A 25,355-nucleotide genomic window follows, 5' to 3' on the forward strand; every position below is an offset into this window, starting at 1 on the left:
ATAGTCTTCACTCTTTACTGCTGGTAGCAACGAGCGGCAATTGCATGCCGCCATTTTGAATTTTCAGCATCGGCGCGGGCGTGCCAAATCCTGTTGCCGTATTGATCAACGGCAGGCCCAGCGTTTCTTTCGAGCTCTCTTTGCTGTCGCTGTTGCTGTTGCTATTGCTGCTGCTGCCGGAGTCAGTCAGCTGCTGTACCACCAAGGTCGTGGACAGGCTCAATAGTTGCGGCTGCGCCAGGGCTTGCGGCGGCAGCAAGGACGACTGCACTTGCGCCACCGCGCTCTGAACTTGCTGCGCCGGCGTGTCGGGCACAACGACAGGCCCTCCCGCGATGCTGGCGATTGCCTGTGCTTGTCCGGTAACGAGGTAATTGCCGATATCGGCACCGCCATAAGTGCTGCTCAGATTGACCGTCTTGCCAACACCAGCGGCGGCGTCGGAAAACTGGCCTGTCGACGCGAGTGTGATGTCATCCGAAGCAAACTTGCCTGCCAGCGTCGCATTGGCGGTGCTGACCGTGGCGGCAGTACTACCGTCAAAAACTTTATCGGCTGCAGTGATGCCACTGACCGTCAGCGCTGCACGGGCAATGCTCGCCGTCAGGCCGCTCGGTTGCGTCACCACATAGTTGCCCGCGTCTGCGCCGGCCAGGGTGTAGCCGCTCACGCTGACCGCCTTGTTGGCGCCGGCGTTCTTGTCCGCAAAGCTGGCCACGCCCGCCCCCGTGACCGACACGCTGTCGCTGCCCAGGGCCGCCACGGCGGCCGTGCCGCTCAGGGCCGCGCCGGTGGTGGCATCATAGGTTTTATCGATGGCGGCGATGCCCGATACGGCCAGACTGGCCTTGTTGATGGTCGCCGTCAGGCCGGATGGTTGCGTCACCACATAGTTGCCGGCATCTGCGCCCGACAGCGTATAGCCGCTCACGCTCACCGCCTTGTTGGCGCCGGCGTTCTTGTCCGCAAAGCTGCCCGTGCCCGTGCCAATTACCGACACGCTGTCACTGCCCAGGGCCGCCACGACGGCCGTGCCGCTCAGAGCCGCGCCGGTGGTGGCGTCATAGGTTTTATCGACGGCGGCGATGCCCGATACCGCCAGGCTGGCCTTGTTGATGGTGGCCGTCAGGCCGCTCGGTTGCTCGACCACATAGTTGCCCGCGTCTGCGCCGGCCAGGGTGTAGCCGCTCACGGTCACCGCCTTGTTGGCGCCGGCGTTCTTGTCCGCAAAGCTGCCGGCACCGATACCCGCGACCGTGACGCTGTCGCGGCCCAGGGCCGCCACGGCGGCAGTGCCGCTCAGGGCCGCGCCGGTGGTGGCGTCATAGGTTTTATCGACGGCGGCGATGCCCGATACGGCCAGGCTGGCCTTGTTGATGGTCGCCGTCAGCCCGCTCGGTTGCGTCACCACGTAGTTGCCCGCGTCTGCGCCGGCCAGCGTGTAGCCGCTCACGCTCACCGCCTTGTTGGCGCCGGCGTTCTTGTCCGCAAAGCGTCCCACGCCCACGCCAGCTACCGACACGCTGTCACTGCCCAGGGCCGCCACGGCGGCCGTGCCGCTCAGAGCCGCGCCGGTGGTGGCGTCATAGGTTTTATCGACGGCGGCGATGCCCGATACCGCCAGGCTGGCCTTGTTGATGGTGGCCGTCAGGCCGCTCGGTTGCTCGACCACATAGTTGCCCGCGTCTGCGCCGGCCAGGGTGTAGCCGTTCACGGTCACCGCCTTGTTGGCGCCGGCGTTCTTGTCCGCAAAGCTGGCGGCACCGATACCCGCGACCGTGACGCTGTCGCTGCCCAGGGCGGCCACGGCGGCCGTGCCGCTCAGGGCCGCGCCGGTGGTGGCGTCATAGGTTTTATCGACGGCGGCGATGCCCGATACGGCCAGGCTGGCCTTGTTGATGGTCGCCGTCAGCCCGCTCGGTTGCGTCACCACATAGTTGCCGGCATCCAGCCCGGCCAGGGTGTAGCCGCTCACGGTCACCGCCTTGTTGGCGCCGGCGTTCTTGTCCGCAAAGCGTCCCGTGCCCACGCCAACTACTGACACGCTGTCGCTGCCCAGGGCCGCCACGGCGGCCGTGCCGCTCAGGGCCGCGTCGGTATTGGCATCATAGGTTTTATCGACCGCGCTGATGCCGGTCAGCGTGATGCCTTTGGCGGTCACGGTGTAACTGCTGCCGGCCACGCCAGGCGCGTTGTAGTTGCTGGCCAGGCCGCCGTTGCTGCTGCTGTCCAGGCTCAAGCCCGTGGTGCTGGCAAGCGCCGCACCGCTTTGCACGTTCTTGCTGCTCAAATTCGAGGCGTCGCCGGCCCCGGTGACGCTGAAGGTCTGGCCGGCCACGCCGGTCGCCGTCAAGGTGCTGCCCGCCACCGACGTCGTGCCATCGTAGGTTTTGCTGCCGGACACGATGACATCCGCCTTGTTGATGGTGGCTCTCACCGCGTTCGGCTGCACTACGTCGTAATTGCCGGCGTCAGCGCCAGTGAGCGTATAGCCCGTCACGCTGACCGCCTTGTTGCTGCCGGCATTCGCGTCGTCAAAGCTGCCGGCACCGGAGCCAATCACCGAGACGCTGTCGCGACCCAGCGCGCTCACGGCGGCCGTGCCGCTCAGGGTCGCGCCGGTGGTGGCGTCATACGTTTTATTGGCGGCGGCGATGCCCGACACCACCAGGCTGGCCTTGCTGATGCTGGCCGTCAAGCCGGTCGGTTGCGTCACCACGTAGTTGCCCGCGTCGGCGCCCGACAGGGTGTAGCCGCTCACCGTCACGGCCTTGTTGGCGCCGACGTTCTTGTCCGCAAAGCTGCCCGTGCCGCTGCCGGCCAGCGACACCGTGTCGCCGTTGATCAGGCCCGAGTAGCCGACGCTGGCGGTGTTGAGCGCGGCCGTGGTATTGGCATCATAGGTTTTATCGACCGCGCTGATGCCGGTCAGCGTGATGCCTTTGGCGGTCACCGTGTAACTGCTGCCGGCCACGCCAGGCGCGTTGTAGTTGCTTGCCAGGCCGCCGTTGCTGCTGCTGTCCAGGCTCAAGCCCGTGGTGCTGGCAAGCGCCGCACCGCTTTGCACGTTCTTGCTGCTCAAATTCGAGGCGTCGCCGGCCCCGGTGACGCTGAAGGTCTGGCCGGCCACGCCGGTCGCCGTCAAGGTGCTGCCCGCCACCGACGTCGTGCCATCGTAGGTTTTGCTGCCGGACACGATGACATCCGCCTTGTTGATGGTGGCTCTCACCGCGTTCGGCTGCACTACGTCGTAATTGCCGGCGTCAGCGCCAGTGAGCGTATAGCCGGTCACGCTGACCGCCTTGTTGCTGGCGGCATTCGCGTCGTCAAAGCTGCCGGCACCGGAGCCAATCACCGAGACGCTGTCGCGACCCAGCGCGCTCACGGCGGCCGTGCCGCTCAGGGTCGCGCCGGTGGTGGCGTCATACGTTTTATTGGCGGCGGCGATGCCCGACACCACCAGGCTGGCCTTGCTGATGCTGGCCGTCAAGCCGGTCGGTTGCGTCACCACGTAGTTGCCCGCGTCGGCGCCCGACAGCGTATAGCCGCTCACGGTCACCGGCTTATTGACACCCACATCCTTCGTCAAAAAATTGCCCGTGCCGCTGCCGGCCAGCGACACCGAGTCGCCCGAAATCAGGCCCGAGTAGCCAACGCTGGCGGTGTTGAGCGCGGCCGTGGTATTGGCGTCATAGGTTTTATCGACCGCGCTGATGCCGGTCAGCGTGATGCCTTTGGCAGTGACCATATAGCTGCTGCCAGCGGTGCTGAGCGCATTGTAGTTGCTCGACAATCCTCCATTGCTGCTGGTACCAAGACTGAGGCCCGTGAGGCTGCTGAGCACCGTTCCAACTTGCACATTCTTACTGGCAAGATTGGCGGCGTCACCGGCGCCGGTGACGGTGAAGGTCTGTCCGGCCACGCCGGTCGCTGTCAAGGTGCCGCCCGCCACCGACGTCGTGCCATCGTAGGTTTTGCTGCCCGCCAAGGTCAGATCAGCCTTGTTGATGTTGGCGGTCACGCCGGCCGGCTGCACCAGGTTGTAGTTGCCGGCGTCAGCGCCATTGAGCGTATAGCCCGTCACGCTGACCGCCTTGTTGCTGGCGGCATTGGCGTCGGCAAAGCTGCCGGTGCCGGTGCCCGCCACCGACACACTGTCGCCGCCCAGTGCGGTCACGCTGGCCGCGCCGCTCAGGGTCGCGCCCGTGGTGGCGTCATACGTTTTATTGGCGGCCGCGATACCCGACACCACCAGATTGGCCTTGCTGATGCTGGCCGTCAGGCCGGAGGGTTGCGTCACCACGTAGTTGCCCGCGTCGGCGCCCGACAGCGTATAGCCGCTCACCGTCACGGTCTTGTTGACACCGACGTTCTTCGTCGCAAAACTGCCCGTGCCGCTGCCGGCCAGCGACACCGAATCGCCCGAAATCAGGCCCGAGTAGCCAACGCTGGCGGTGTTGAGCGCGGCCGTGGTATTGGCGTCGTAGATTTTATCGACCGCGCTGATGCCAGTCAGCGTGATGCCTTTGGCAGTGACCATATAGCTGCTGCCAGCGGTGCTGAGCGCATTGTAGTTGCTCGACAATCCTCCATTGCTGCTGGTACCAAGACTGAGGCCCGTGAGGCTGCTGAGCACCGTTCCAACTTGCACATTCTTACTGGCAAGATTGGCGGCGTCACCGGCCCCGGTGACGGTGAAGGTCTGGCCGGCCACGCCGGTCGCCGTCAAGGTGCTGCCCGCCACCGACGTGGCGCCGTCGTAGGTTTTGCTGCCGGACACGATGACATCCGCCTTGTTGATGGTAGCGGTCACGCCGGCCGGCTGCACCAGGTTGTAGTTGCCGGCGTCAGCGCCATTGAGCGTATAGCCCGTCACGCTGACCGCCTTGTTGCTGCCGGCATTCGCGTCGGCAAAGCTGCCGGTGCCGGTGCCCGCCACCGACACGATGTCGCTGCCCAGTGCGGTCACGCTGGCCGCGCCGCTCAGGGTCGCGCCCGTGGTGGCGTTATACGTTTTATTGGCGGCCGCAATACCCGACACCGCCAGATTGGCCTTGCTGATGCTGGCCGTCAGGCCGGTCGGCTGGGTCACCACGTAGTTGCCGGCGTCGGCGCCGGACAGCGTATAGCCGCTCACCGTCACGGCCTTGTTGACACCGACGTTCTTCGTCGCAAAACTGCCTGTGCCGCTGCCGGCCAGCGACACCACGTCGCCCGAAATCAGGCCCGAGTAGCCGACGCTGGCGGCGTTGAGCGCGGCCGTGGTGGTGGCGTCGTAGATTTTATCGACCGCGCTGATGCCGGTCAGCGTGATGCCTTTGGCGGTCACCGTGTAACTGCTGCCGGCCACGCCAGGCGCGTTGTAGTTGCTGGCCAGGCCGCCGTTGCTGCTGCTGCCCAGGCTCAAGCCCGTGGTGCTGGCGAGCGCCGCACCGCTTTGCACATTCTTGCTGCTCAAATTCGAGGCGTTACCGGCCCCGGTGACGCTGAAGGTCTGTCCGGCCACGCCGGTCGCCGTCAAGGTGCTGCCCGCCACCGACGTGGCGCCGTCGTAGGTTTTGCTGCCGGACACGATGACATCGGCCTTGTTGATGGTAGCGGTCACGCCGGCCGGCTGCACCAGGTTGTAGTTGCCGGCGTCAGCGCCATTGAGCGTATAGCCCGTCACGCTGACCGCCTTGTTGCTGCCGGCATTGGCGTCGGCAAAGCTGCCGGTGCCGGTGCCCGCCACCGACACGATGTCGCTGCCCAGTGCGGTCACGGTGGCCGCGCCGCTCAGGGTCGCGCCCGTGGTGGCGTTATACGTTTTATTGGCGGCCGCAATGCCCGACACCGCCAGATTGGCCTTGCTGATGCTGGCCGTCAGGCCGGTCGGCTGGGTCACCACGTAGTTGCCGGCATCTAGCCCCGACAGCGTGTAGCCGCTGACCGTCACGGCCTTGTTGACACCGACGTTCTTCGTCGCAAAACTGCCTGTGCCGCTGCCGGCCAGCGACACCACGTCGCCCGAAATCAGGCCCGAGTAGCCGACGCTGGCGGCGTTGAGCGCGGCCGTGGTGGTGGCGTCGTAGATTTTATCGACCGCGCTGATGCCGGTCAGCGTGATGCCTTTGGCAGTGACCGTATAGCTGCTGCCGGCCATGCCAATCGCGTTGTAGTTGCTGGCCAGGCCGCCGTTGCTGCTGCTGCCCAGGCTCAAGCCCGTGGCGCTGGCGAGCGCCGCGCCGCTTTGCACATTCTTGCTGCTCAAATTCGAGGCGTCGCCGGCGCCGGTGACGCTGAAGGTCTGTCCGGCCACGCCGGTCGCCGTCAAGGTGCTGCCCGCCACCGACGTCGTGCCATCGTAGGTCTTGGTGCCCGCCAAGGTCAGATCAGCCTTGTTGATGTTGGCGGTCAGGCCGGTCGGCAGGGTGATCACGTAGTTGCCGGCATCGACACCGGTCAGCGCATAGCCGGTGACGGTGACGGCCTTGCCAATGCCTGCATTGGCATCGGCAAAGGTGGCGCTACCGGTACCGAGCGTGACGCTGTCACCGTTGACGATACCGGCGGCGACACTGGCGCTGCCGGACAGCGTGGCCGAAGTGGTGCCATCATAGGTTTTGCTGTTGGCCGTCAGGCCGTTAAGGTTGACGGTTTTGGCCGTGATCGTGGCGGTCTTGCTGTCGAGACCGCTGATGAAGTAGTTGTTGCTGTTGTAGCTGATGACGGTGGCGCCATCGCTGTTGATGGTGGTGGCGGCATTGGTGCCCATAGCGAAAACGCCGGTGATGTTGACGGCCTTGTTGGCGCCGACATTCTTGTTGGCAAAGGTGGCCTGCGCACTGGCGGTATTGAGCGACAGTCCGCTCGGCAGCGCCACCGCGGGAGTCAGCCCTGACACGGACGCCGTATTGGAACCATCGTAAATCTTGGAGGCAGCCGTGCCGCCCACATTGATGGCCATATAGGCCGTCAGTTGACTGGCGTCACTGGCCATATAATTGGCATAGGGCGTCGGAGTGTTATAGCTGCTCGGATTGTAATAGATGGAGATGGTGCTTCTAATATCATTCAAATAAAGGGAGTTCAGGTGTTGACCTTCAAACCTGACCGTGCCTGTCCCTGTGGCGGTATTGTCCGCCCTCAGCACGACGTTGCCTGAGCCGTAAGAGAAGACACCTCCTTCAAACGTATCCATGCTGGGGTTGCCGGGGGCGCCATATTTCACATTACTTGTTGTTTTGAAATAAATGTCGCGGTAGGCACTCAGCGTGAGCGTTTTGTCACCGCTCTCCCAAAGAACGCCTAGATTGCCGTTGTTATAGTCAGCCGTGCTGCCAATCAAATCGAGCACGATGATATCGCCATTGCCGGACACTCCCGTACACGTCGGCGTGCCCGTGCAACTGGCCGAAGATCCGGTGGTCTTGATGGTCACGTTGCCATTGTTGAGCGCAGCCGACAAAACGCGCGTGTCGACATTGATCGGGTAGGAAACACCATTCAACCCGTTATTAAAGACACTGTTATTGCCTATCGTAATATCATCGGGGTCCAGCAGCCAGTCGCCTGCCACGCCATGGGGCGATGCTGTATTGACAGCGGCGCTGGCGTTGATGTTCAAGCTCTTGCCGGAAGTTTCCACCTGGCCGCCGTTGCCGGCAGCGCTGCCCCCGCGTGCCGTGATGCTGCCGTTGAACTGCGTGGCGCCATCCGACCAGACCGCAACACTTCCGCCGTTACCGGCGGTCATGGCATCGGCCTTGATCGAGGCGCCCGCTGCGACTGTCGTGGTGTGCGCGTTTTGCTCGGCGCCGGCGTCGAGGAAATTTCCTCCAATGAGTGCGGTGCCGCCGCCGGCGTTGCCTGAAACATCGGTCAGACTGCCGGCTGCCAGTGTGACGGCGCCGCCAAGCACTTTCACGGCGCCGCCCGTTTCGCCGTGTCCGAGACCGGAAGCATCGAGCGTGCCGCTATTGCCAGCGGCGCCAGCGCTGCCGGCCTCCAGCACAATCACCCCGTTGACATTCTGCACGCTGCGCGCCTGAATAATACCCGTGTTGTTGACCACGCTGGCCAGCAGGGTATTCCTGGCGCCGGCCGACAGCCAGACCGCGCCGCCGTCGGCATTGATCAGACCACCATTTTCAGCCAGATTGTTCAGCGTGCCCTGGTTCACTTGCAGCTGAACCAGGCTATCGCCGGAAAACGACAGCGTGACGTCGCTGCCCGCGCCCAGCGCCACCGTACCCGCCCTGGCGTTGATCGTCCCCGAATTACTGACCTGGTTGCCGATGAAGGCAACATAACCGCCGTTGCCGGTATTGATGGCGCCCTGGTTGATGATGCTGCCGGTGCCGCTGCCCGTGAATCGGCGCGTGGCGCCGCCGAGGCCGGCGTCGCCGGTGTCGAGCGTCGACGCCACCAGGCCGCCGACGTTGATTTGCGATCCGGCGCCAAACAGCACGCCATTCGGATTGATCAGATAAACCTGGCCGTTGGCGTTGAGCGCACCGTAGAATTGGGTGGCGCTATTGCCGCCGATACGGTTGACGGCAATCGCGCTGGCCGACGGCTGGACAAAATTGACGGTTTCGCCGCTGCTGGTATTGAACGACTGCCAGTTCAATGACAGGTTCTGGCTCGCTTGCGTCACCGTGGTGGTGGCGCCGTTCTGGTTGATGGTGCCGTTGCCGGCGGTAACCTGGCCGCCGGTCGGCCCCGCCATGGCCGAGTGTGAGGCGGCCAGCAACACGCTGGCGATGAGGCGGCGATTGGCCGACTTGCCCTTGCCCCTGGCGCGTTCGTGGACGGCCACCCAGGTTTGGTGGACGTGACTCCAGACGAGTCGATAGATTCTGTTCATGGAAGCATGCATGGTGATTTTCCCTGGTGAACGGCGCGCTGCGCCAGCAACGGCGGCGCCTGTGTTTGATTTTATTTAACAGTAAATTTATTCAGATGCTCGGCTACGCGGCGGTCGAGCTCGGGTTTCCACTGCGGTGGCATCACTTGCTGCAGCAGTTGTTCAATACCTTCGATTTCAGCGATGTCCGCCGGCTTGCTGGTGCTGGCTTTGGCCGCGCGGCTCCACATGTAAATCTTTGCCAGGCTGTCCGGCGTCAGCGCGCCGGTGGCAGGGTCCGGCGCGCTGTTGCCATACAAAATGGCCACCGGCAAATAAGCGGGCGCATACCCTTCGACGGCCGCATGTTCGAGCCAGAACAAGGCCAGGGCCGGGTTGGCGGCGCCGCCCTCGCCCTGTCCCAGCATCACACCGAGGCGGTATTGGGCCACCACCAAACGGTGTTCCGCCGCCTGCTGATACCAGTAGCGCGCAGCCGCCAGGTCTTGCGGCACATCCTGATCGTCTTTGTAATAGTCGGCAAGGCGCAACATGGCCGGCGCCGAGCCGGCTTGCGCCGCTTGCGCACACAGGGCCAGGCCGCGCGCGACATCCTTGTCGACGACCTGGCCACGGATATACAGTTCCCCGGCGGAGCAGTTCGCATACGCGATGCCTGATTGCGCCGCCTTCTGATACCACGCCACGGCAGCCTTGCCATCGGCCGCCCGCCCGGTGCCGCTTGCCAGGCAATCGCCGAAAAACTGTTGCGCCGCCGGGGTCTTGCCTTGCGCCGCCTTGCCGAACCAGGCACAGGCGGCGACAGCATCGCGTGGGCGTCCCCAGCCCTCGCGTTCGATCAGTCCCAGGTTAAATTGCGCCAAAGGATTGCCGGCGGCAACGCGCGCATACTCCTTGTACGCCAGCCCATAATCGTGCGCTGCCAGGGCCTTGTTGGCGCGTTTTAACTCGGCGGAAAGGTCGCGCGGAGCGGCGCCCGCGTTCAGCGTGACCGCAAACAGCGCGGCAGTGATCATTGCATCAACATTACGCACAACAGCATCCCGGCTAAAATCGTTATTGGTGGCCTGCTCAGCCACTGCAGCATCTCCAGTGACGGACGCAGGCGCTGTCCCGGCAGGCAATGAGGCGCGGCTGGTGCGCCTCGTTGCCGACCAGCACAGCATCAGCATTACTTAGTTAGTCTTAGTCGCGGCTCGGATACAGGCCATTTTGCGCCGCGATGTAATACGTCAATGCGATATACGACGGCCTGATATCAATCGGCGCACCCGTCCCGACGACATTGGTGTTGCCGCTGACGGTCGCAGTGCCGCCCACGGCTCCTGCCATAACTGCGCCGCCTGGCACGCTAGCCGTTGCGGTACTGGAAGGAACCGTTACCGACACATTGCCGCCGCTGATGGCGCCGGCATTGAGCGTGGCATCGGGCGTCGCACTGGAATAGACGTTGACGAGAGGGCTGGTGCTCTTGCCGAGATAGTTACCCGATGGCGAAGTGACACCGCCCGAACCACCGACCACGTTCAGTTTCAGATCCGACACCGTGCCGGTGGCGACGCTGCTGGCGATATTGACCGTGGCGTTCAGCGTAGGCAATACCGTGGCAACGGTCACCCCATTCAGGGCGACAGGAAGCGCGCTCACGGTGAACAAATGCGGCGGCAACTGGGCTGTCGACAGGCTGATGGCATTATTCCCGCCTTTAGCGCCCGCGTTGTAATTGACGCCGTCGGCAGCGATCACGAACCTGCCGCGCAGGTCGGGCAGCTTGAAGGTCATATTATTGAGTTGGCCATAAGTGGTACCGATCAGGGAGTACAGCGCCGTATAGTTATTGATCGCTAAATCCTGCCCGGCAGCGAGCACATACTGGCGATTAAAAGGACCGAACGTGAACGGCACGGCCATGACGCAAATACTCGCCAGCACCGGCGTATCGGAGCAGGCGAAACTGGCGGGACTCCAGGCCGCCGCAAGCACACCAGCGAACAGGGCGACGTTAGAAACACGATTCCTGACGAATGATTTCAACTTACTCTCCTTGATATGATAGATGGCCTGGTGATTATGATTTATTTAATAACTTTTTACCCGCAAGGTATTTGACGAACCAGTAAATTAATTGTTGCCAATAATAATTTAAAATGCGTGGCCGTGCCTATGTGTCCAGTCCCGTTTGATCATAAACGCGCTTGACGAATAGTTCCGGTTTCTTTTGCTGCCATTCTTTGAGCGCCTGGATGGGTGTTTTGGCACCGATGGCCCGTTGTGGAATGTGGTGGTTGTAAAGCTTTAAATAGTTGAGCAAGGTCGTCTCCAGGTCGGCCCGGCTGTCGAATCGGGTCTGCTGCAATAGTTCGCTGATACGGCCGTTGAATCGTTCGACCATGCCATTCGTTTGCGGATGCCGGGGCGGTGCCAGGCGGTGTGCGATGCCCATGGCGGTGCAGACTTTATCGAAGGCGTGCTGGCCACTGGGCTTCCTGTCCTTGGTTGTGAAGCGGTCGGTGAATTGCGAGCCGTTGTCGGTCAGCAGTTTAATGATCTTGATCGGCGAGGCCAGCTTGAGCCGGCGCAGGAAGTCGACGCTGCTTTTGTCTGTCATGTCACCGTAGATATGCAGGAACACCCAACGCGTGGCGCGGTCGATGGCCACGAACAGATAGCGGCGCGAGGTTTCGTCTGGCATCTGCGGCAAGTATTTGATGTCGACGTGAACAAAGCCGGGTTCGTAGTCCTTGAAGGTCTTCTTGGCCGAGATCGTTTCGCCCTCAGCCTTTGGAATGACATCTTCCAGGCGGGCCATGCCTTCGCGCTTGAGCAAACGGGCAATGCCTGAGCGCGAGACGTCGGGATTGATGTATTGCCGGGTAATGTACAGCAGGTCGTCAAGCGGCAGATAGAGCGACTGGCGCAGTGACAGCACGATGGCCTCCTGCGTCGCGCTCAGCGTGGTATGCAGCGTATGGGCCCGGTGCGAACGGTCTTGTACATCGTCCCGCTTAAGCCACTTGGCAGCCGTGGCACGGGTGATATTGAAAACCTTGGCGGCTTCGCGGTCGGACAGTCCGGAGTTCTTGATTTCCTGCCGGATTTTCGGGGTTGTGCGGGCTTGGGGATGAATGCGTGAGCTCATGGACTGAAGTTTATGCGATGCGCTATAACCGGTGGGACGATCTCGGTGGAAAACCACGGATCAACTCGTCAAGCGCCGCTCTGGCCCGGAACAGGGGCATGCTGCGACGAGGAATATGATCGCACGAAACTAAACACCTATGTATATTTTGTTATTCGTTACATTAAAACATCATTTCAGGCCCCGATGTCACGGCTCAGATCCAGTCCGAATAAGCTCTTGCAACTTCACACCAAGCTGCGCCAGCAAGTGTTGAAAGGCGGGCACGTCGAATCCCGCGCGCCACACCAGCAAGGTGTCGGCTTGCCCAACCAAAAGTGTTGTCAGGGTAGCTGGCGCGTCCGACAGCGCCAGCACACTGGCCGGCAACAAGCTCACGCACGCGCCAGCCGCCACGCAGGCGATCATGGTGTGATACGAAGTCATTTCCTGCACGCGCCACTGCGTGCTGCAGGCCACGCCCAGCACCTCTTCGGCGATGCCGCGGTAGGTGCAGCCCTGCGGAAACGCTGCCAGCGAGCGCGTGCGCACGTCCACGGCGCGGCGCACCGGCCCTTCGCTGGCCGGCAGCAGCAAACACAGTTCCTCGCGCCACACGGATGTCGATGCCAGGCCAAGTTCATCCAGCGCGGCGGCGCCGCCGAACGCTGGCGGCAAGGCCACGAAGGCACAGTCGAGTAAACCCGTGCGTACTTGCTCGATCAGGGGGCGCGACGGCCCCGTGCTCAGCGCCAGGCGCGTCGCCGGAAACCGGGCGTGATACGCGGCCAGCAGCGCCGGCAGGCGGCTGGCCGCCGTGCTTTCCATGCTGCCGACGCGCAAGGTGCCCCCTTCGCGCCCGCCCGTGACGACATGCCTGGCCTCTTCCGCCAGCGCCAGCAGGCGCTGCGCGTACTCGAGAAAGCGCTCGCCCGCCGCCGTCAGTGCCATGCGTTTATTGGTGCGCACGAACAGTTGCGCGCCGATATCAGCTTCCAGCTGCTGGATGCGCGTGGTGACGCTGGACGGCGCGCGGCCCAGCCGGGCTGCGGCCTGGGTGACGCTCAACTCACTGGCCACGGCACAAAAAATCGTCAATGACGCCATTTCCATCGTGTTCTTTCTTTGAGAATGATTATGCTATTATATTCTTAGAATAAGAATTAAATGCGGCATCCTCAACTTGATGAAGGAAACATCATGACCACGTCCCAGCACTTCCTCGACCGCCTCGGCTTGCAATTGCCCATCATCCAGGCGCCGATGGCGGGCGTCTCCACGCCGCGCTTGGCCGCCGCCGTCTCGCATGCGGGTGGCCTGGGGTCTCTGGGCATCGGCGCCGGCAGCTTGGCGCAGGCGCGGCAGATGATCATGGATACGCGCGCGCTGACGGACCGCCCCTTCAATATCAACGTGTTTTGCCATGTGCCGGCGGTCAGGGATGCGCGGCGCGAAGCGGCCTGGCTGGCGCATCTGGCGCCCCTGTTTGCGCAGCTGGGCGCGCCCGTGCCAACGCAACTCGATGAAATCTATCCAACGTTTGTCGGCGATGAAGCGGCATTCGCCCTGTTGCTGGAGCAGCGCCCCGCCGTCGTCAGCTTTCATTTCGGCTTGCCTGCGACGGAGAAAATCGCCGCCCTGCGCCAGGCCGGCATCTACACGATGGCCACGGCCACCAGCGTGCGCGAAGCGATCCTGATCGAACAGGCGGGGGTCGACGCCATCGTGGCGCAGGGCGTGGAGGCAGGCGGGCATCGCGGCGTCTTCGATCCGCAAGCGCCGGACGAGCGCCACAGCACCAGCGTGCTGCTGCGCCTGCTGGCCGGCCGCACCACGCTCCCCCTGATCGCCGCCGGCGGCATCATGGATGGACAAGGCATCCGCGCCGCGCTGGACCTGGGCGCCGTGGCCGCCCAGCTGGGCACGGCGTTCGTGCTATGCCCGGAATCGTCGGCCAATGCCAGCTACCGCGCCAACCTGAAAAGCGAACGGGCGGCGGCCACCCGGCTGACGAGCGTGCTCTCGGGCCGCCTGGCGCGCGGCATGGTAAACCGTCTGATCGAGCATGGCGAAACGCCGGGCAGCCCGCCGCCGGCCGCCTACCCCGTCGCCTACGATGCCGCAAAACAATTGAACGCGCTGGCCAGCCAGCACGGCGACAGCGAGTTTGCCGCCCAATGGGCCGGCCAGGGCGCGCCGCTGGCGCGGGAAATGGGGGCGGAGGAATTGGTGTTGACCTTGGCCAGGGAAATGGCGCATTAATTTCAGCATGCCGGCCAGAGAGAGATCTGGCTCGACGCCGCGACCGCAGTGTACTCAGGTGGCTGCCTTGAATTGCATGCCGGGCGCATCTTCGGGTCGTGAGGAAAATCCCAGTTTTTCGTAGAATAGCGACTTGCCTTTGGCGCTGAAAAGCTGAATATCTGCAATACCAGCGGCACGACAATCGTCAAGAATGGAACTGAGCAAAGCCGCTCCGATTCCCTGCTGTTGAAATTCGGGGTGAACAATCATCTCGGTGACAAACGCGTGCAAGCGGCCATCCGAAATGACACGCACAAAACCAACAAGTCGGCCGCCAAAATAGGCGGATCGCGAACACCAGGAGCCGTCAAGTGCCTCTTGATAGAACGCGGTCCCGCGTGATACCGGCCCCCAGCCAGTCGTGTCGTACAGTGCCTTGAACGCTTCGGCGCATGGCTGATCGGATGTGTAGTTGATATTCATAGGGCAGATTGTATGATGCGGTTTCGCTGGAAGTTGACTCGATTCAAACCAGTGGCGCTGTGACGTGCGTGTCGACAGGGAATATCGGCCCCTGCCATTGCTCATTGTCAGGTTTCTGACTATCTGGCGTTCCGTGGGCTCGGCGCGTCGAATTTCAATCTTCATGTAAATTGTTGCTCTTTCCAACTGTGTTGCATTGTCATTTCCTGGGTATCATTCCCATCGTACCCAGCCACGTTTCAACCAACGTGGGCCACTTCGTGATTGGAAACTGCGCAGGACGGAGCCCAAACGCGTGCCCTCCCCCGGCGAACAAATGCATCTCCACGGGTATATTCGCATGCTTCAGGGCCGCATAATAGAGAAGAGAAAACTCTACCGGGTCTACCGGATCGTCTTGCGCATGCAGCAGGAAAGTCGGAGGTGTTTGACTGGTCACTTCAATACTTGGGTTCAGCTTTGAAAGGTCATTTTTATAGTTGACCGACATATGGCCAGGATAAAGAGACACTGCAAAATCGAGACGACAGCTTTCCTCGTCTGCCTTGTCGACCGGCGCATAGATCCGCTGATGATGCGTACTGATTGACGCGACCAGGTGACCGCCGGCAGAAAACCCGAGCACGCCAATCTTCTTCGGGTCAATTTTCCAGTCAACGGCATGATGGTGAACGAGGCCCAACGTTCTCTGTGCATCTTGCAACGCCGTATGCGTCTTGGGAATGACACGGACATTACGGATTTTGTCCCAGTGAGGACCTGATCCGGGGACACGATATTTCAACAGCACGCACGTAACACCAATCGATGTCAGCCAGTCACAAACTTCCGTTCCTTCCAGGTCGATGGCCAGCGCCGAATAGCCTCCGCCGGGAAAAACGATAACGGCAGCGCCCGTGTTCCTTCCCTGCGGCGAGTAAATTGTCATCGTCGGCCGCGTGACATTATTTAGTTCCAGCCAGGGCCGTCCTGCGATGAGCCGATCTTCCAGTAACGTCACCTCGTCTTCCGGTCCAGCGGCTGATTTCGCGTCAGGTATCACTCCAGGCCAGATCGGCAATTGCTGCTGTCCGCTGGCAGGCTGCCATGCAGCAGCGTGCACGTTCGTACAAGCAAACACCGCAATCATACTGAGAAGATATTTCACAGAATTCCATTCCAGACATGGTGAGCCGACAAAATTTGATGCCTAAATCAGAGTCAGTCATTCTATCTGACTGACTGCTTCTGGCCTATTGTGTTGAAAAACGCAGGTACGTTGATGTTGAGATAGAAAACCTGTCAGCCTCGACTGGCCAGAACCGCCGCTATTGAACGATCACCGACCGCTTGGAGGTCCGAGCCATCCAGAAATTGTTGCCGCTCGACATTTTCAACACAATAGCCCCTTTTGCGGTCGGTCAGAGTTCGGTTGTACATGTAAGGCGCTCGCCCTACTTGTCTTGCTTTTGAGATCGTTTAGCATTAAAAAAGTTCATCAGATGGCTGTTCAATTGAGCCGCCTGAGCAACTAACAATGAATCGCGTAGCGCGCGCGCAAAGGGCCTCGATAGGTGAGCGAACGACCAGAACGAGCGGATCATGAGGGAGAAGGTCTATGTTCAATTGTGAAATAGCCCCTTGATTCACCAGACACAGCCTATGCGTTATTCTTACGGATAGGAATAGGACTGTGCATATGACTAGGAACAAGCAAACAATCGAGGTGGTGACGGTGAACCAGGAGCGCCGCAGGCGCTGGTCTGCCGAGGAAAAAGCGGCGCTGGTACGCGAGACTTACGAGCCAGGCATGAACGTGTCGCTGGTCGCTCGCAAGCACGGCGTCGGTGCAAGCCAGTTGTTCAACTGGCGCAAGCTCGAACGGGACGGCGCGCTAACGGCGGTCACTGCTGGCGAATCGGTGGTGCCGGCGAGCGAACTGGCCGCTGCGCGCGCACAGATAGCCCAGTTGCAGCGCATGCTCGGCAAGAAAACGATGGAGGCGGAAATCCTGAAGGAGGCCGTCGAGTTCGCTCGCGAAAAAAAGTGGATTGCGCGCTCGCCCTTGTCGGGCAAAGACGACCAGTGAAGCCGGTCTGCTCTGCCCTTGGCGTAGCGCGCTCACACGTCGCCCAACTGCTGGTTCGTCCCGCAGACTGGATCGACGGGCGCACCATGCAGACGTTCCACCAGCCTGCCGACGCCATCCTGGTCGACGCCGTGCGCGCCGAGATTACGGCGCTGCCGACCTATGGCTACCGCCGGGCTGGCGCTCTGGTCAACCGCACGCGCGCCTTGATGGGCCTGCCAGCAATCAATCACAAGCGGTTTTATCGCGTGATGAAAGCGAACAGTTTGCTGCTACCCAAGGCGCCCAAACGCCCAGTAAGCAGCCGCGTGCACAATGGCGTGGTGGCGGTGGACGAACCCAATCAGCGCTGGTGCTCGGACGGCTTCGAGATCGCCTGCGACAACGGCGAAGTGGTGACCGGTGTGTTCATGAAGGATTGCTGTGACCGAGAAATCATTGCCTGGCGTGCGTGGGCCGAACGTGGCCTGCCTGGCGAGCCCGTGCGCGACATGCTGGTGGAAGCGGTCGAGACAAGATTCGGCCAGGCCAGCGTCGGCTCGACCAGGCTGGAATTCTTGAGCGACAACGGCGGCGCCTATCGAGCGCATGAAACGCACGCGCTGGTGCGCGCACTTGGGATTGAACCGGTGCACACGCCGGTATGCAGCCCGCAGTCGAACGGCATTGCTGAAAGCTTCGTGAACACGTTTAAACGGGACTACGTGAACTTGATGGACCGCAGCAGCGCAGAAATCGTTCTGGCTCAACTGCCAGACGCCTTTATGCACTTCAACGAGGTCCATCCGCATTCGTCGTTGAAATGGAAATCACCTCGCATGTTCAGGAGGGAGCTGGCGCGCCGGGCTCAGGAAAGCGGCGCTAACTAAACGATTGGCTGTGTCCGGTTATACGGGGGCAAGATCAAATTGTTCATCTTGCCCCGCCCCGCGCAAGGCTACAGTGAGTTCTGTCCATTCGCTATCTAGGGCCGTCATACTATTTCCGTCTGAGTCATAGTCGCAACCCGCCCCCCACAAGTGTTCAGCCACGAGGTGGAAAGCAGGCCTAGGACCTGGACGCCTAATATAGAGAACGTGTTCGGAGTCCATACTCATTATCCTCAGAACGTGTTTTACGATCATGCATGATATATCTCGATTCCCAATGTCGGATCCTGGCCGATTGCGGCGTAGACATGAACTGAAGAATCATTGGCTTTTCCATTGAATTCCTGGAGTTCTGCGCTGCAACGGTAACCAACACTTCAGAGTATTTATAGCAGCGCTCACCGTCAGTCCTTCGGCTATAAACCCGCAATGTTCATGTGCGGCGACGATGGCTCGCTCTTGCGCATCTATTTCAACTATAAGATTGCCGTAGTCTACGGACGCGCCAAGGCACGCAACAAAAAGCTCTGAGCCGGGTTTAAGATTGAGATTCGAAAAACTAAGAACTTCAGCTTCGCTAACAGAACGAAAAGCTGACCGAGTTGGCATATCTCCAAAACTTTCGAACTCAACATAGTAGTAGGTGTTTGGTCGCATTTATCGTGACAAAAATTTTGCCTAAGTGAACCTCTGGTGCTGGCAGCTTCCGCCCCGTTGCAGACAGAGAGCTATCGTCAAAAGTCGGCAAATTTTGCCCACATCATGCCTAAATACCCAAGCACAGCACCAATAAGGCTTGCGAGCGCAACGCCTTCAAGCGGCCAGCGCCACAAAGCGGACAATATTAATGAGGCTATGACTCCGAATGACATCCGACCGATTGCACTGGACTTGATCTTCAAGTCGGAATCCGGATCGAAGGCGTATATCCCCCCGAGTAAGAATCCGAGACAACAGAAGGAACCTGTCCAAAGCAACGCTTGCCGCCACGATATGTCCGTCCACGGTGCTGCATATGACAGCGCTGCGCCAGCGCTTATCACCGCAAAAAAGACTGCCAGGATAATTGCTTTACGCAATGTGGTCATGATCGGACTGTGCGAAGAACTGGTTTGAGGAGCTGGTCAACATACAGAGTTGGTCGCCAGCGGCCTATGAGCATAACGAATTATCAACCTAGAAAAGTCACGCATTGTCACATCAACGTGAACATCTGCTTCTGGCCGCTAAGTAGGTCGCAATAAATTATTGTGATTTCTGACATCCATAACCGGCGCTCTGCAAGGTGGCCGACGAGGCTTGCCCGCTGCTAGCAGTGCTCGCACTGCGTCGCAGCGGGCGCCTTGCAGAGCATCCGGTTCTGTTCGTCATAAATTTACAATAATTTCCTGAGGATTACTTAGGTGCCGTGGACTCGAAGAGAGAAATGGTCCAAGTTATGTCGGGATACACGGAAGTGGCTTCTACGCCCAGGTCTATTTCACTAAAACCGAGAGATCTCAGAATAGAGCCGACAACGTCAGAGCGGTGGTTTTCAAAAAAACGGTCATCTCGATCAAGACGATCTCGAAGCAAACCAGAGTGCATCGAAGGTAATGAGAATAGTACCTTCGCGGTCGGCTTGAGCACCTGCAGAATGGATTTCCACGACTCTACAAAACAGTCCTCGCGAATATGCATCAACACTGCGCTACACAGCACGCCATCGAAACGTCCACCGAATGGCACGCGAGTAATAGGTAGCAGACCAGGCTTCACGCGCCCCGCCAGCTCGAGATGTTTCGTCAGAGAGTATGTTCGCATCGAGTCATTGGGTTCGATGCAATAGGCGTCAACGCCATTTTTTATTAAAACCGCCAATTATGAGCAGTTCAGCAGTGTCTAGTTGACTCATGGCAATTCACACATCCAGGAACATCATCACAGTCGACAATGCCAGCAACTGAAAAAAAGCGAGAAACAAAGCTCGTGGTATCGGCGGCATGAACTTCCATTGCAAGCTCTTTGCCGGAGAAATCAAGGCAGATTTATTGCTCCTTACGCAAGAAAATAGTGCCAATAGTGCCAAGGAAAAAAACCTTACATGAGCCGGTACAACGTCAGGAGCAAAGGCGCAGCCAAAGAAAATTAACGAGCAAAAAAATAGAAACATGCGGGAAATTTTCTGCCCCAACTGAAGTTGTATTTCATATTCCATAATTTTTATCATTGATTTTAGTTACTCAAGTTTCGCTTCAATGACTGAGGTTGCCGCCGCTGGCAACCTCAGTCTTCAAGGCTGAATGGCTGCCATTTCCTGTGCGGCGCGCACGAAATCCATGGTCCAGTTCGTTTCCCATGTTCTTCCTTGGTCCTTGGAAAAAGCCTGATCCCAACGGGGATTTTCCCCAGGTGTGGCAGTCCAGGTAAAGCGTACTTTGATTGCTTGGCCATCTAGTAGGTCATCTGCAAAAAATACGCCGATGTGATTGGAGAATTTTCCAACGACAGGGACATCGAGCGTCGTCGGCTTGCGTGCATCGAGCCACCAGATCGACCAGGTGTCGGATTTCATACAAAACGAGCGCAGTGCAAGGGCGCGGAAGCAACCTTCCGGGAAGTAGAGAACGTTGTCCTCCAGGTTTCCAAAGCCACCCAGCGTCTTGACGGTCGAAGAGAGCCCGTCAAACTCCGTCCATTCCTGGCAATTGGTGAATCTGGAATTGAGCCGGCGATGTTTCACCAGCCAATCGCCGATGATGAAATCAAAATCTCGGGGGGCGTTTTTCTCGGCGGGCAAGTGCATTGATGGTTTCCTGGATGGGACTTAACGCGTTGCTCGGCCTGACTTTGCATTGCCGACATGGGCCAGCGCGGCCGTAGAGAATAGCAAATTGCCAGCAAGAAAAAAGCGTACTTTGTCACATCCGTGAAAATGTCCGCTACTGGCCGCCTGCCGCCAACATCTGCAATCGCCCCGTTACGGCAACCTGTGCCGCAAAGTCGGCTCGATATTGCGCGCATGCAGCCAGCGCACGATGTCTTCCAGCGTGGCGTCCTGCAGCAGCAAGCCCGGCGCAGTGGCGGACGTTGCCACTGGCAATGCGGCGACGACGGGAGCGGGCACGGCGACAGCCAGCCCCGCATGTCCCTGCAATTTCGCCAGCGCCTGCGCGAACTGGGTCGGATTGATGCTGCGCAAGCTTTCCAGGAAGCCCAGCTGGGCGGCTGGCGGCGGCGGCATGTCCAGGCCCGGTTCGTCGACGAAGGCGGCGCCCATGCTGGGGTGGATGAAGGCGGCCCACTTGCCCGACGGCTGCAAACATGGCGGCAGCGCCACCTGCTCCACGTCGTCTGGCGGCGCGGTGGCGAGGATGTCGGTCGAGACAGGTAAAAAGGTCGAGCGCAGCAACTGCACGAACTGGCGCGCCTGGGCGACGGGCACGGGCGTGGCCAGCGACAGCCACAGCTGGAACGCCGTACCCGAGATGCTGACGGCGGGCGCCGGCAAGTCCAGCTCATGCTGCACGGCATTGGCGATCGTGCACAGCGCGCTCCAGTGCGCTTCGCCGCCGCCCTTGCCGCCAAACTCCAGCACCAGCGCGCGCGTCAGGCCGCTACTGGTCACGAGCTGCACGGCCACCGTCTGCTCGCCCGACAGATGGCGCGCCAGCACAGCCGGCATCAAAGGCTGCACGCCGCCCTGCGCATCGACGTAGTGCTGCTGTTCCTCGAACAGGTACAGGCGGGTGAGTGCGGAAATCAGTTTATGCATGGGCAGCCTCGTAATGACGTTGAGCAACACTTGTCAACGTGCCCAGATTATAGCCTCCCCGGCCTTAGCGCACCCTCCCGCCCGGCACCAAACACCAGCCAGCTGGCCACGGCGAACAGGCAGGCGGCTATGCCGCCATACAGCATCACGGCGCCAAATCCCTGTGCCAGCGCCAGCTTCGCCACGCCGGCCGGCAGCGCACCGGCCCCCTTGCCTGCCGACAAGCCTTCCGCCATGGCGCGCAGCGCCGCCGCATCCATCCCGGCAGGCACATGCTGGCGCAAGGCGGACTGGATGCCTGCGACGAGAATAAAGCCCATCAGCGCGATATTGATGGACAGGCTGACCATGCGCGCGCTGATGTCGATGCTCGACGCCATGCCGGCCCGCTCGCCGGGCACGGCGCCCGTCGTCGTGTTGGTGACGGGCGTGTTGGTCAGCCCGAGGCCCGTGCCGGCCAGCAGGCAGCCGGGCAAGATCGTCAGCCAGCTGGCGGCGTCCGCATGGCTGCCCCACAGCATCAGCAAAAAACCTGCGCCGATGGCCAGCAAGCCGGCGGGAATGACCGCATCGGCCCGGTAGCGCAGCGCCAGCCGCTCGGCCAGCGGCGGCATGAGCAAGGTGGGCAAGGTGTAGGCCAGCAGGGTCAGGCCCGTGCCCAGGCTGCTGTAGCCGAGGCCATGCTGCACGTACAGGGGCAGATAGATCATGAGCGGCCAGAAACTGCAGTTCATGCCCGCCGAACCGAGCAGCGCACCCGAGAAGCGGCGGATGCGAAATACGCGGAAATCGATCATCGGTTCAGGCTGGCGCCCTTCGATGACGGCAAACGCGGCAATACCGGCCAGCGCCACGGCCAGGCTGGCCATGGTGCGCGGGTCGGCGACACCCAGCGCCGGGCCCTGCGTGATGCACCACGCCAGGCTGAACACGGCCAGCGACAGGGTGGCGATGCCGGCCACGTCCAGCTTGCGCCGCTGCGGATCGCGCGATTCCGTCACGCCCAGGCCCGCCAGCAGCAGCGCGACGACGGCCAGCGGCCCGTGCACAAGGAATACCCATTGCCAGCTCGATAGTGCGACGATGGCCGCACCGATGATGGGGCCGAAGCCCAGGCCCAGGCCAAACACGATGCCCCAGGCGCCAAATGCCCGGCCCCGCGCGGCGCCGGCCGGGAACTGCTGCGACAGTACGGCCACCTGGCAAATCAGCATGGCGCCGCCGGCCGCGCCCTGCAGCGCGCGCGCGGCGATCAGCACGCCGGTGCTGCCGGCCCAGCCGCACACCAGCGAACTGAGGCCGAACAGCGCCAGGCTGGCGAGCAGCAGGCGTTTGCGGCCATAGCGGTCGGCCAGGGTGCCCGTGGCCATCAGCACGGTGGTGCACGCCAGGGTGTAGGCATTCATGATCCATTGCAAGTCCTTGAAGTCGCCATGCAGCACCGTTTCCAGGGTGGGCAGGATGACGGGCACGCTGGAAATTTCCAGGCCGAACATGAGCGAGGCCAGGCACACGGCGGCCAGGGTCAGTACATTTTGTTGCGAAGTAGTCAGGTGCATCGAAGCCTTGATGTCGGTAGTCATGGAAGGGCGCGTAGAGGCGGCGCACTGCGAGCCGCCATTCTAGAAAGCCTGAACTCATGAGGGAAATGATAAAATTTTGTACAATTCATTCATTTTCATCATGAATCACGGGAATCCCATGGACTTCGATACCGCCCTGCTGCGCGCCTTGGTCGCCGTAGCGGACACGGGCGGCTTTACGCGCGCAGCCGAACAGCTGCACCTGAGCCAGTCCGCCATCAGCCACCAGATCCGTCGGCTGGAGGAGCAAGCGGGCACCGCGCTGCTGCTGCGCACCACGCGCAGCCTGCGCCTGACGGAAGATGGCGAGGATTTTCTGCGCCACGCGCGGCAGATCCTGGCGGCGCAGGATGCGCTGTCGCGGCGCTTCCAGCGTTCCTCGATCGCGGGCGCCGTGCGCTTTGGCGTGCCGGAAAATTTCATGGGCGCGCGCCTGCCCGCCCTGCTGGCGCAGTTCGCGCACCTGTTTCCCGCCGTACGCCTGGATGTGACGGTGGGCACGTATCTTGACTTGCAGAAACTCGTCGCCGCCGATGCGCTGGACCTGGCCGTCGTCATGGCCCTGGCCGATGGCCAGGATGACGCGGCCGTACTGCGCCGCACGCGCTTCGTCTGGGCAGCGGCGCACGATTTCCGCCACGACGGCGCGCTGCCGCTGCCGCTGGCGTTTTCGCCGGCGCCGTGCATGCACCGGCAAGTGGGCGTCGACGCCCTCGACGGCGCCGGTCTCGACTGGCGCGTGGCGTTCACCTCGCCCAGCCAGCAGGGCTTGCGCGCCGCCGTGCTGGCCGGGCTGGCGATCACGGCCATGCCGCAGGGCGACCTGGAGCCGGGCATGATCGTCATCGATGGCCAGCACGGCTTGCCCGCCCTGCCCGCCGCCCAGTTCCAGCTCGTCTGGCGCGCCGCTGGCAACACGGCGGCGGCCGAAGCGTTCGGGCTATTGCTGCGCGAGTGGTCAGCCGGAGCGGCGGCATGACAGCACCAGCAGCGAGGGCGGCATGGCGCGGTACAGGGCGATGGGGCGCATGACCGGGCAGACATAGTCGCCACGCGAACATGCGTTTACCGTGCGGCGGCGCAGGACTATAGTGGCTGCTTTCCCACCTGTTCAAGGATCGCCATGAAACTCTTTTACTCGCCGGGCGCCTGCTCGCAGGCACCGCACATCATCCTGCGCGAAACGGGGGCGGCCTTCACCCTCGTGAAGGTCGACCTGGGCCAGCACCGGACGCAGGAAGGCGGCAATTACTACGAACTCAATCCGAAAGGCCAGGTGCCGCTGCTGGCCCTCGACGATGGCAGCACCTTGAGCGAAGGCCCCGTCATCGCCCAGTACATCGCCGAACAGGCGGGCAGGCAGGATCTGCTGCCGCCGGTGGGCAGGCAGGATCTGCTGCCGCCGGTGGGCAGCTTTGCCCGCTACAAGGTACTGGAATGGCAGAACTACATCACGTCCGAGCTGCACAAATCGTTCAGTCCCCTGTTCGATCCCCGCTACGACGCCGCCACCAAGGCCTTGTTCATTGAGCAACTGGGCAAGAAATTCAAATGGGTCGACAGCCGCCTGCAAGGCCAGGCTTACCTGACCGGCGACACGTTCACCGTGGCCGACGCCTATCTGTTCGTCATCACGGGCTGGGCGCCGCGCGTAGGCGTGGATTTGTCGGGCCTGGCCAATGTGCAGGCCTTCCTGGGCAGAATGGCCCAGCGCGACAGCGTCAAGGCGGCCTGGGAAGCGGAAGGATTGACCAAGGCGGCTTGAACGCCATGGCCCGGTGCAAGGCTCCGGTTTTTCCCGCCTTGCCGTGCATCACCATGATGGTTTGCTGCATCAGCGCGCACAGTAACACTACGGCCTGCGTGACGATCAGGGTGCGGCCCGGACGCACCACCTTGCCGCGCGTGATCAGTTTCTCGCCATCGGCGGGCGCCAGCAAATTCATCTTGTATTCCACCGTCAGCACGGACCCGCCGTCCGGCACCATGGTCATGGCCGCGTAGCCGGCGGCCGAGTCCGCGATCATGCCCACCACGCCGCCGTGCACGAAGCCATGCTGCTGCTCGATGCCGCGCCAGTGCGGCACGTGGATTTCCGTGCTGCCGTGGCTCACCACAGGCAGGCTGGCCTGGATCAGGGTCATGGCGTTTTGCAGATCGAAACTGGCGCGGACTTTCTCGGCGAAGTGCGGGTCGGAAAGATGGGACATGGATTCTGCTTTCTCAAGTGGGCAAGGAAAACGCCAGGAGACTACTCTACCCTGCTTCCGGCGCCCGGCAAGCGGCAAGGCCGGCCGGCAGCATTACCAGAGCTGACCAGCGCATCCTGAACCAGCCGGGAAACGTGGCCAGCAAACAGCTAGGCGCCGATCAGCGGGTGCGTGACGG

17 protein-coding genes are annotated in these 25,355 nt (G+C 61.5%); 4 read left to right on the plus strand and 13 right to left on the minus strand.

Annotation, left to right across the window (positions count from 1 at the left end):
* Positions 1-7 precede the first annotated feature (7 nt).
* From ACP7DW_RS16750 to ACP7DW_RS16770, 5 genes are all read right to left on the minus strand, one after another.
* Complete coding sequence (locus ACP7DW_RS16750; RefSeq protein WP_426085221.1) at positions 8-8,848, minus strand: YDG domain-containing protein; 8,841 nt, start codon at positions 8,846-8,848, stop codon at positions 8-10.
* A 71-nt stretch (positions 8,849-8,919) separates the two neighbouring features.
* A complete protein-coding gene (locus ACP7DW_RS16755; protein ID WP_426055826.1) occupies positions 8,920-9,864 on the minus strand; it encodes a tetratricopeptide repeat protein in 945 nt (314 codons plus the stop codon).
* Positions 9,865-10,033: 169 nt separating this feature from the next.
* Positions 10,034-10,882, minus strand: a complete 849-nt coding sequence (locus ACP7DW_RS16760; RefSeq protein WP_426055827.1) for a phage tail protein — start codon at positions 10,880-10,882, stop codon at positions 10,034-10,036.
* 127 nt (positions 10,883-11,009) lie between these two features.
* Positions 11,010-11,987 carry an IS481 family transposase gene (locus tag ACP7DW_RS16765; protein WP_426055828.1) on the minus strand — a complete coding sequence of 326 codons (978 nt, stop codon included), beginning with the start codon at positions 11,985-11,987 and terminating at the stop codon, positions 11,010-11,012.
* Positions 11,988-12,176: 189 nt separating this feature from the next.
* Positions 12,177-13,079, minus strand: a complete 903-nt coding sequence (locus ACP7DW_RS16770) for a LysR family transcriptional regulator (protein ID WP_426055829.1) — start codon at positions 13,077-13,079, stop codon at positions 12,177-12,179.
* An 87-nt stretch (positions 13,080-13,166) separates the two neighbouring features.
* Here ACP7DW_RS16770 and ACP7DW_RS16775 point away from each other — a divergent pair, with 87 nt between their 5' ends.
* Positions 13,167-14,228 (plus strand): NAD(P)H-dependent flavin oxidoreductase, encoded by a 1,062-nt coding sequence (locus ACP7DW_RS16775; RefSeq protein ID WP_426055830.1) that lies wholly within the window; start codon positions 13,167-13,169, stop codon positions 14,226-14,228.
* A gap of 54 nt (positions 14,229-14,282) precedes the next feature.
* Here ACP7DW_RS16775 and ACP7DW_RS16780 read toward each other — a convergent pair whose 3' ends face one another.
* Entirely contained in the window at positions 14,283-14,693 is a 411-nt protein-coding gene (locus ACP7DW_RS16780; RefSeq protein ID WP_426055831.1) for a GNAT family N-acetyltransferase, read from the minus strand.
* A gap of 199 nt (positions 14,694-14,892) precedes the next feature.
* On the minus strand, positions 14,893-15,840 hold the full coding sequence (locus ACP7DW_RS16785) for an alpha/beta hydrolase (protein WP_426055832.1): 948 nt from the start codon (positions 15,838-15,840) through the stop codon (positions 14,893-14,895).
* A 531-nt stretch (positions 15,841-16,371) separates the two neighbouring features.
* Between ACP7DW_RS16785 and ACP7DW_RS16790 the strand changes: the two genes are divergently transcribed.
* Positions 16,372-17,630, plus strand: a protein-coding gene (locus tag ACP7DW_RS16790) for an IS3 family transposase (RefSeq protein ID WP_426055833.1) whose coding sequence is annotated in 2 segments (ribosomal slippage) — positions 16,372-16,720 and positions 16,720-17,630 — 1,260 coding nt in all. Because the reading frame shifts where the segments join, the coding sequence is not laid out codon by codon here.
* Positions 17,631-18,364: 734 nt separating this feature from the next.
* On the opposite strand, the gene ACP7DW_RS16795 is transcribed toward ACP7DW_RS16790, so the two are convergent.
* The 5 genes from ACP7DW_RS16795 to ACP7DW_RS16815 form a co-directional block, all read right to left on the minus strand.
* Positions 18,365-18,718 carry a hypothetical protein gene (locus tag ACP7DW_RS16795; RefSeq protein WP_426055834.1) on the minus strand — a complete coding sequence of 118 codons (354 nt, stop codon included), beginning with the start codon at positions 18,716-18,718 and terminating at the stop codon, positions 18,365-18,367.
* Positions 18,719-19,530: 812 nt separating this feature from the next.
* Positions 19,531-19,827, minus strand: coding sequence for a hypothetical protein (locus ACP7DW_RS16800; protein ID WP_426055835.1), 297 nt, complete (start codon positions 19,825-19,827; stop codon positions 19,531-19,533).
* Positions 19,828-19,902: 75 nt separating this feature from the next.
* Positions 19,903-20,415, minus strand: coding sequence for a DUF1579 domain-containing protein (locus ACP7DW_RS16805; RefSeq protein WP_426055836.1), 513 nt, complete (start codon positions 20,413-20,415; stop codon positions 19,903-19,905).
* Between the two features lie 174 nt (positions 20,416-20,589).
* Positions 20,590-21,384, minus strand: a complete 795-nt coding sequence (locus ACP7DW_RS16810) for a TOTE conflict system archaeo-eukaryotic primase domain-containing protein (RefSeq protein ID WP_426055837.1) — start codon at positions 21,382-21,384, stop codon at positions 20,590-20,592.
* Between the two features lie 47 nt (positions 21,385-21,431).
* A complete protein-coding gene (locus ACP7DW_RS16815) occupies positions 21,432-22,967 on the minus strand; it encodes an MFS transporter (protein WP_426055838.1) in 1,536 nt (511 codons plus the stop codon).
* Between the two features lie 118 nt (positions 22,968-23,085).
* Here ACP7DW_RS16815 and ACP7DW_RS16820 point away from each other — a divergent pair, with 118 nt between their 5' ends.
* The gene (locus ACP7DW_RS16820) at positions 23,086-23,946 is read left to right on the plus strand and encodes a LysR substrate-binding domain-containing protein (RefSeq protein ID WP_426055839.1); all 861 of its coding nucleotides are present in this window, start codon (positions 23,086-23,088) and stop codon (positions 23,944-23,946) included.
* Between the two features lie 144 nt (positions 23,947-24,090).
* Positions 24,091-24,732: a glutathione transferase GstA gene (gene gstA / locus ACP7DW_RS16825; protein ID WP_426055840.1), complete on the plus strand. Its 642-nt coding sequence runs from the start codon at positions 24,091-24,093 to the stop codon at positions 24,730-24,732.
* Here gstA and ACP7DW_RS16830 read toward each other — a convergent pair.
* On the minus strand, positions 24,689-25,177 hold the full coding sequence (locus ACP7DW_RS16830; RefSeq protein WP_426055841.1) for a PaaI family thioesterase: 489 nt from the start codon (positions 25,175-25,177) through the stop codon (positions 24,689-24,691). The genes gstA and ACP7DW_RS16830 overlap by 44 nt on opposite strands.
* Positions 25,178-25,355: the final 178 nt, after the last annotated feature.

It is taken from the genome of Janthinobacterium sp. PSRC1-1 (assembly GCF_049897525.1).
In the GTDB taxonomy this organism is placed as follows: Bacteria; Pseudomonadota; Gammaproteobacteria; order Burkholderiales; family Burkholderiaceae_D; genus Janthinobacterium; species Janthinobacterium tructae.

Excerpts from the sequence above, each read along its gene's own strand:
- ACP7DW_RS16830 (WP_426055841.1), bottom strand. The coding sequence starts at position 25,177 with ATGTCCCATCTTTCCGACCCGCACTTCGCCGAGAAAGTCCGCGCCAGT.
- ACP7DW_RS16805 (WP_426055836.1), bottom strand. The coding sequence starts at position 20,415 with ATGCACTTGCCCGCCGAGAAAAACGCCCCCCGAGATTTTGATTTCATC.
- ACP7DW_RS16795 (WP_426055834.1), bottom strand. The coding sequence starts at position 18,718 with ATGACCACATTGCGTAAAGCAATTATCCTGGCAGTCTTTTTTGCGGTG.
- ACP7DW_RS16800 (WP_426055835.1), bottom strand. The coding sequence starts at position 19,827 with ATGGAATATGAAATACAACTTCAGTTGGGGCAGAAAATTTCCCGCATG.
- ACP7DW_RS16810 (WP_426055837.1), bottom strand. The coding sequence starts at position 21,384 with ATGCATAAACTGATTTCCGCACTCACCCGCCTGTACCTGTTCGAGGAA.
- ACP7DW_RS16815 (WP_426055838.1), bottom strand. The coding sequence starts at position 22,967 with ATGACTACCGACATCAAGGCTTCGATGCACCTGACTACTTCGCAACAA.
- ACP7DW_RS16750 (WP_426085221.1), bottom strand. The coding sequence starts at position 8,848 with ATGAACAGAATCTATCGACTCGTCTGGAGTCACGTCCACCAAACCTGG.
- ACP7DW_RS16770 (WP_426055829.1), bottom strand. The coding sequence starts at position 13,079 with ATGGAAATGGCGTCATTGACGATTTTTTGTGCCGTGGCCAGTGAGTTG.
- ACP7DW_RS16765 (WP_426055828.1), bottom strand. The coding sequence starts at position 11,987 with ATGAGCTCACGCATTCATCCCCAAGCCCGCACAACCCCGAAAATCCGG.
- gstA (WP_426055840.1), top strand. The coding sequence starts at position 24,091 with ATGAAACTCTTTTACTCGCCGGGCGCCTGCTCGCAGGCACCGCACATC.
- ACP7DW_RS16775 (WP_426055830.1), top strand. The coding sequence starts at position 13,167 with ATGACCACGTCCCAGCACTTCCTCGACCGCCTCGGCTTGCAATTGCCC.
- ACP7DW_RS16820 (WP_426055839.1), top strand. The coding sequence starts at position 23,086 with ATGGACTTCGATACCGCCCTGCTGCGCGCCTTGGTCGCCGTAGCGGAC.
- ACP7DW_RS16755 (WP_426055826.1), bottom strand. The coding sequence starts at position 9,864 with ATGATCACTGCCGCGCTGTTTGCGGTCACGCTGAACGCGGGCGCCGCT.
- ACP7DW_RS16780 (WP_426055831.1), bottom strand. The coding sequence starts at position 14,693 with ATGAATATCAACTACACATCCGATCAGCCATGCGCCGAAGCGTTCAAG.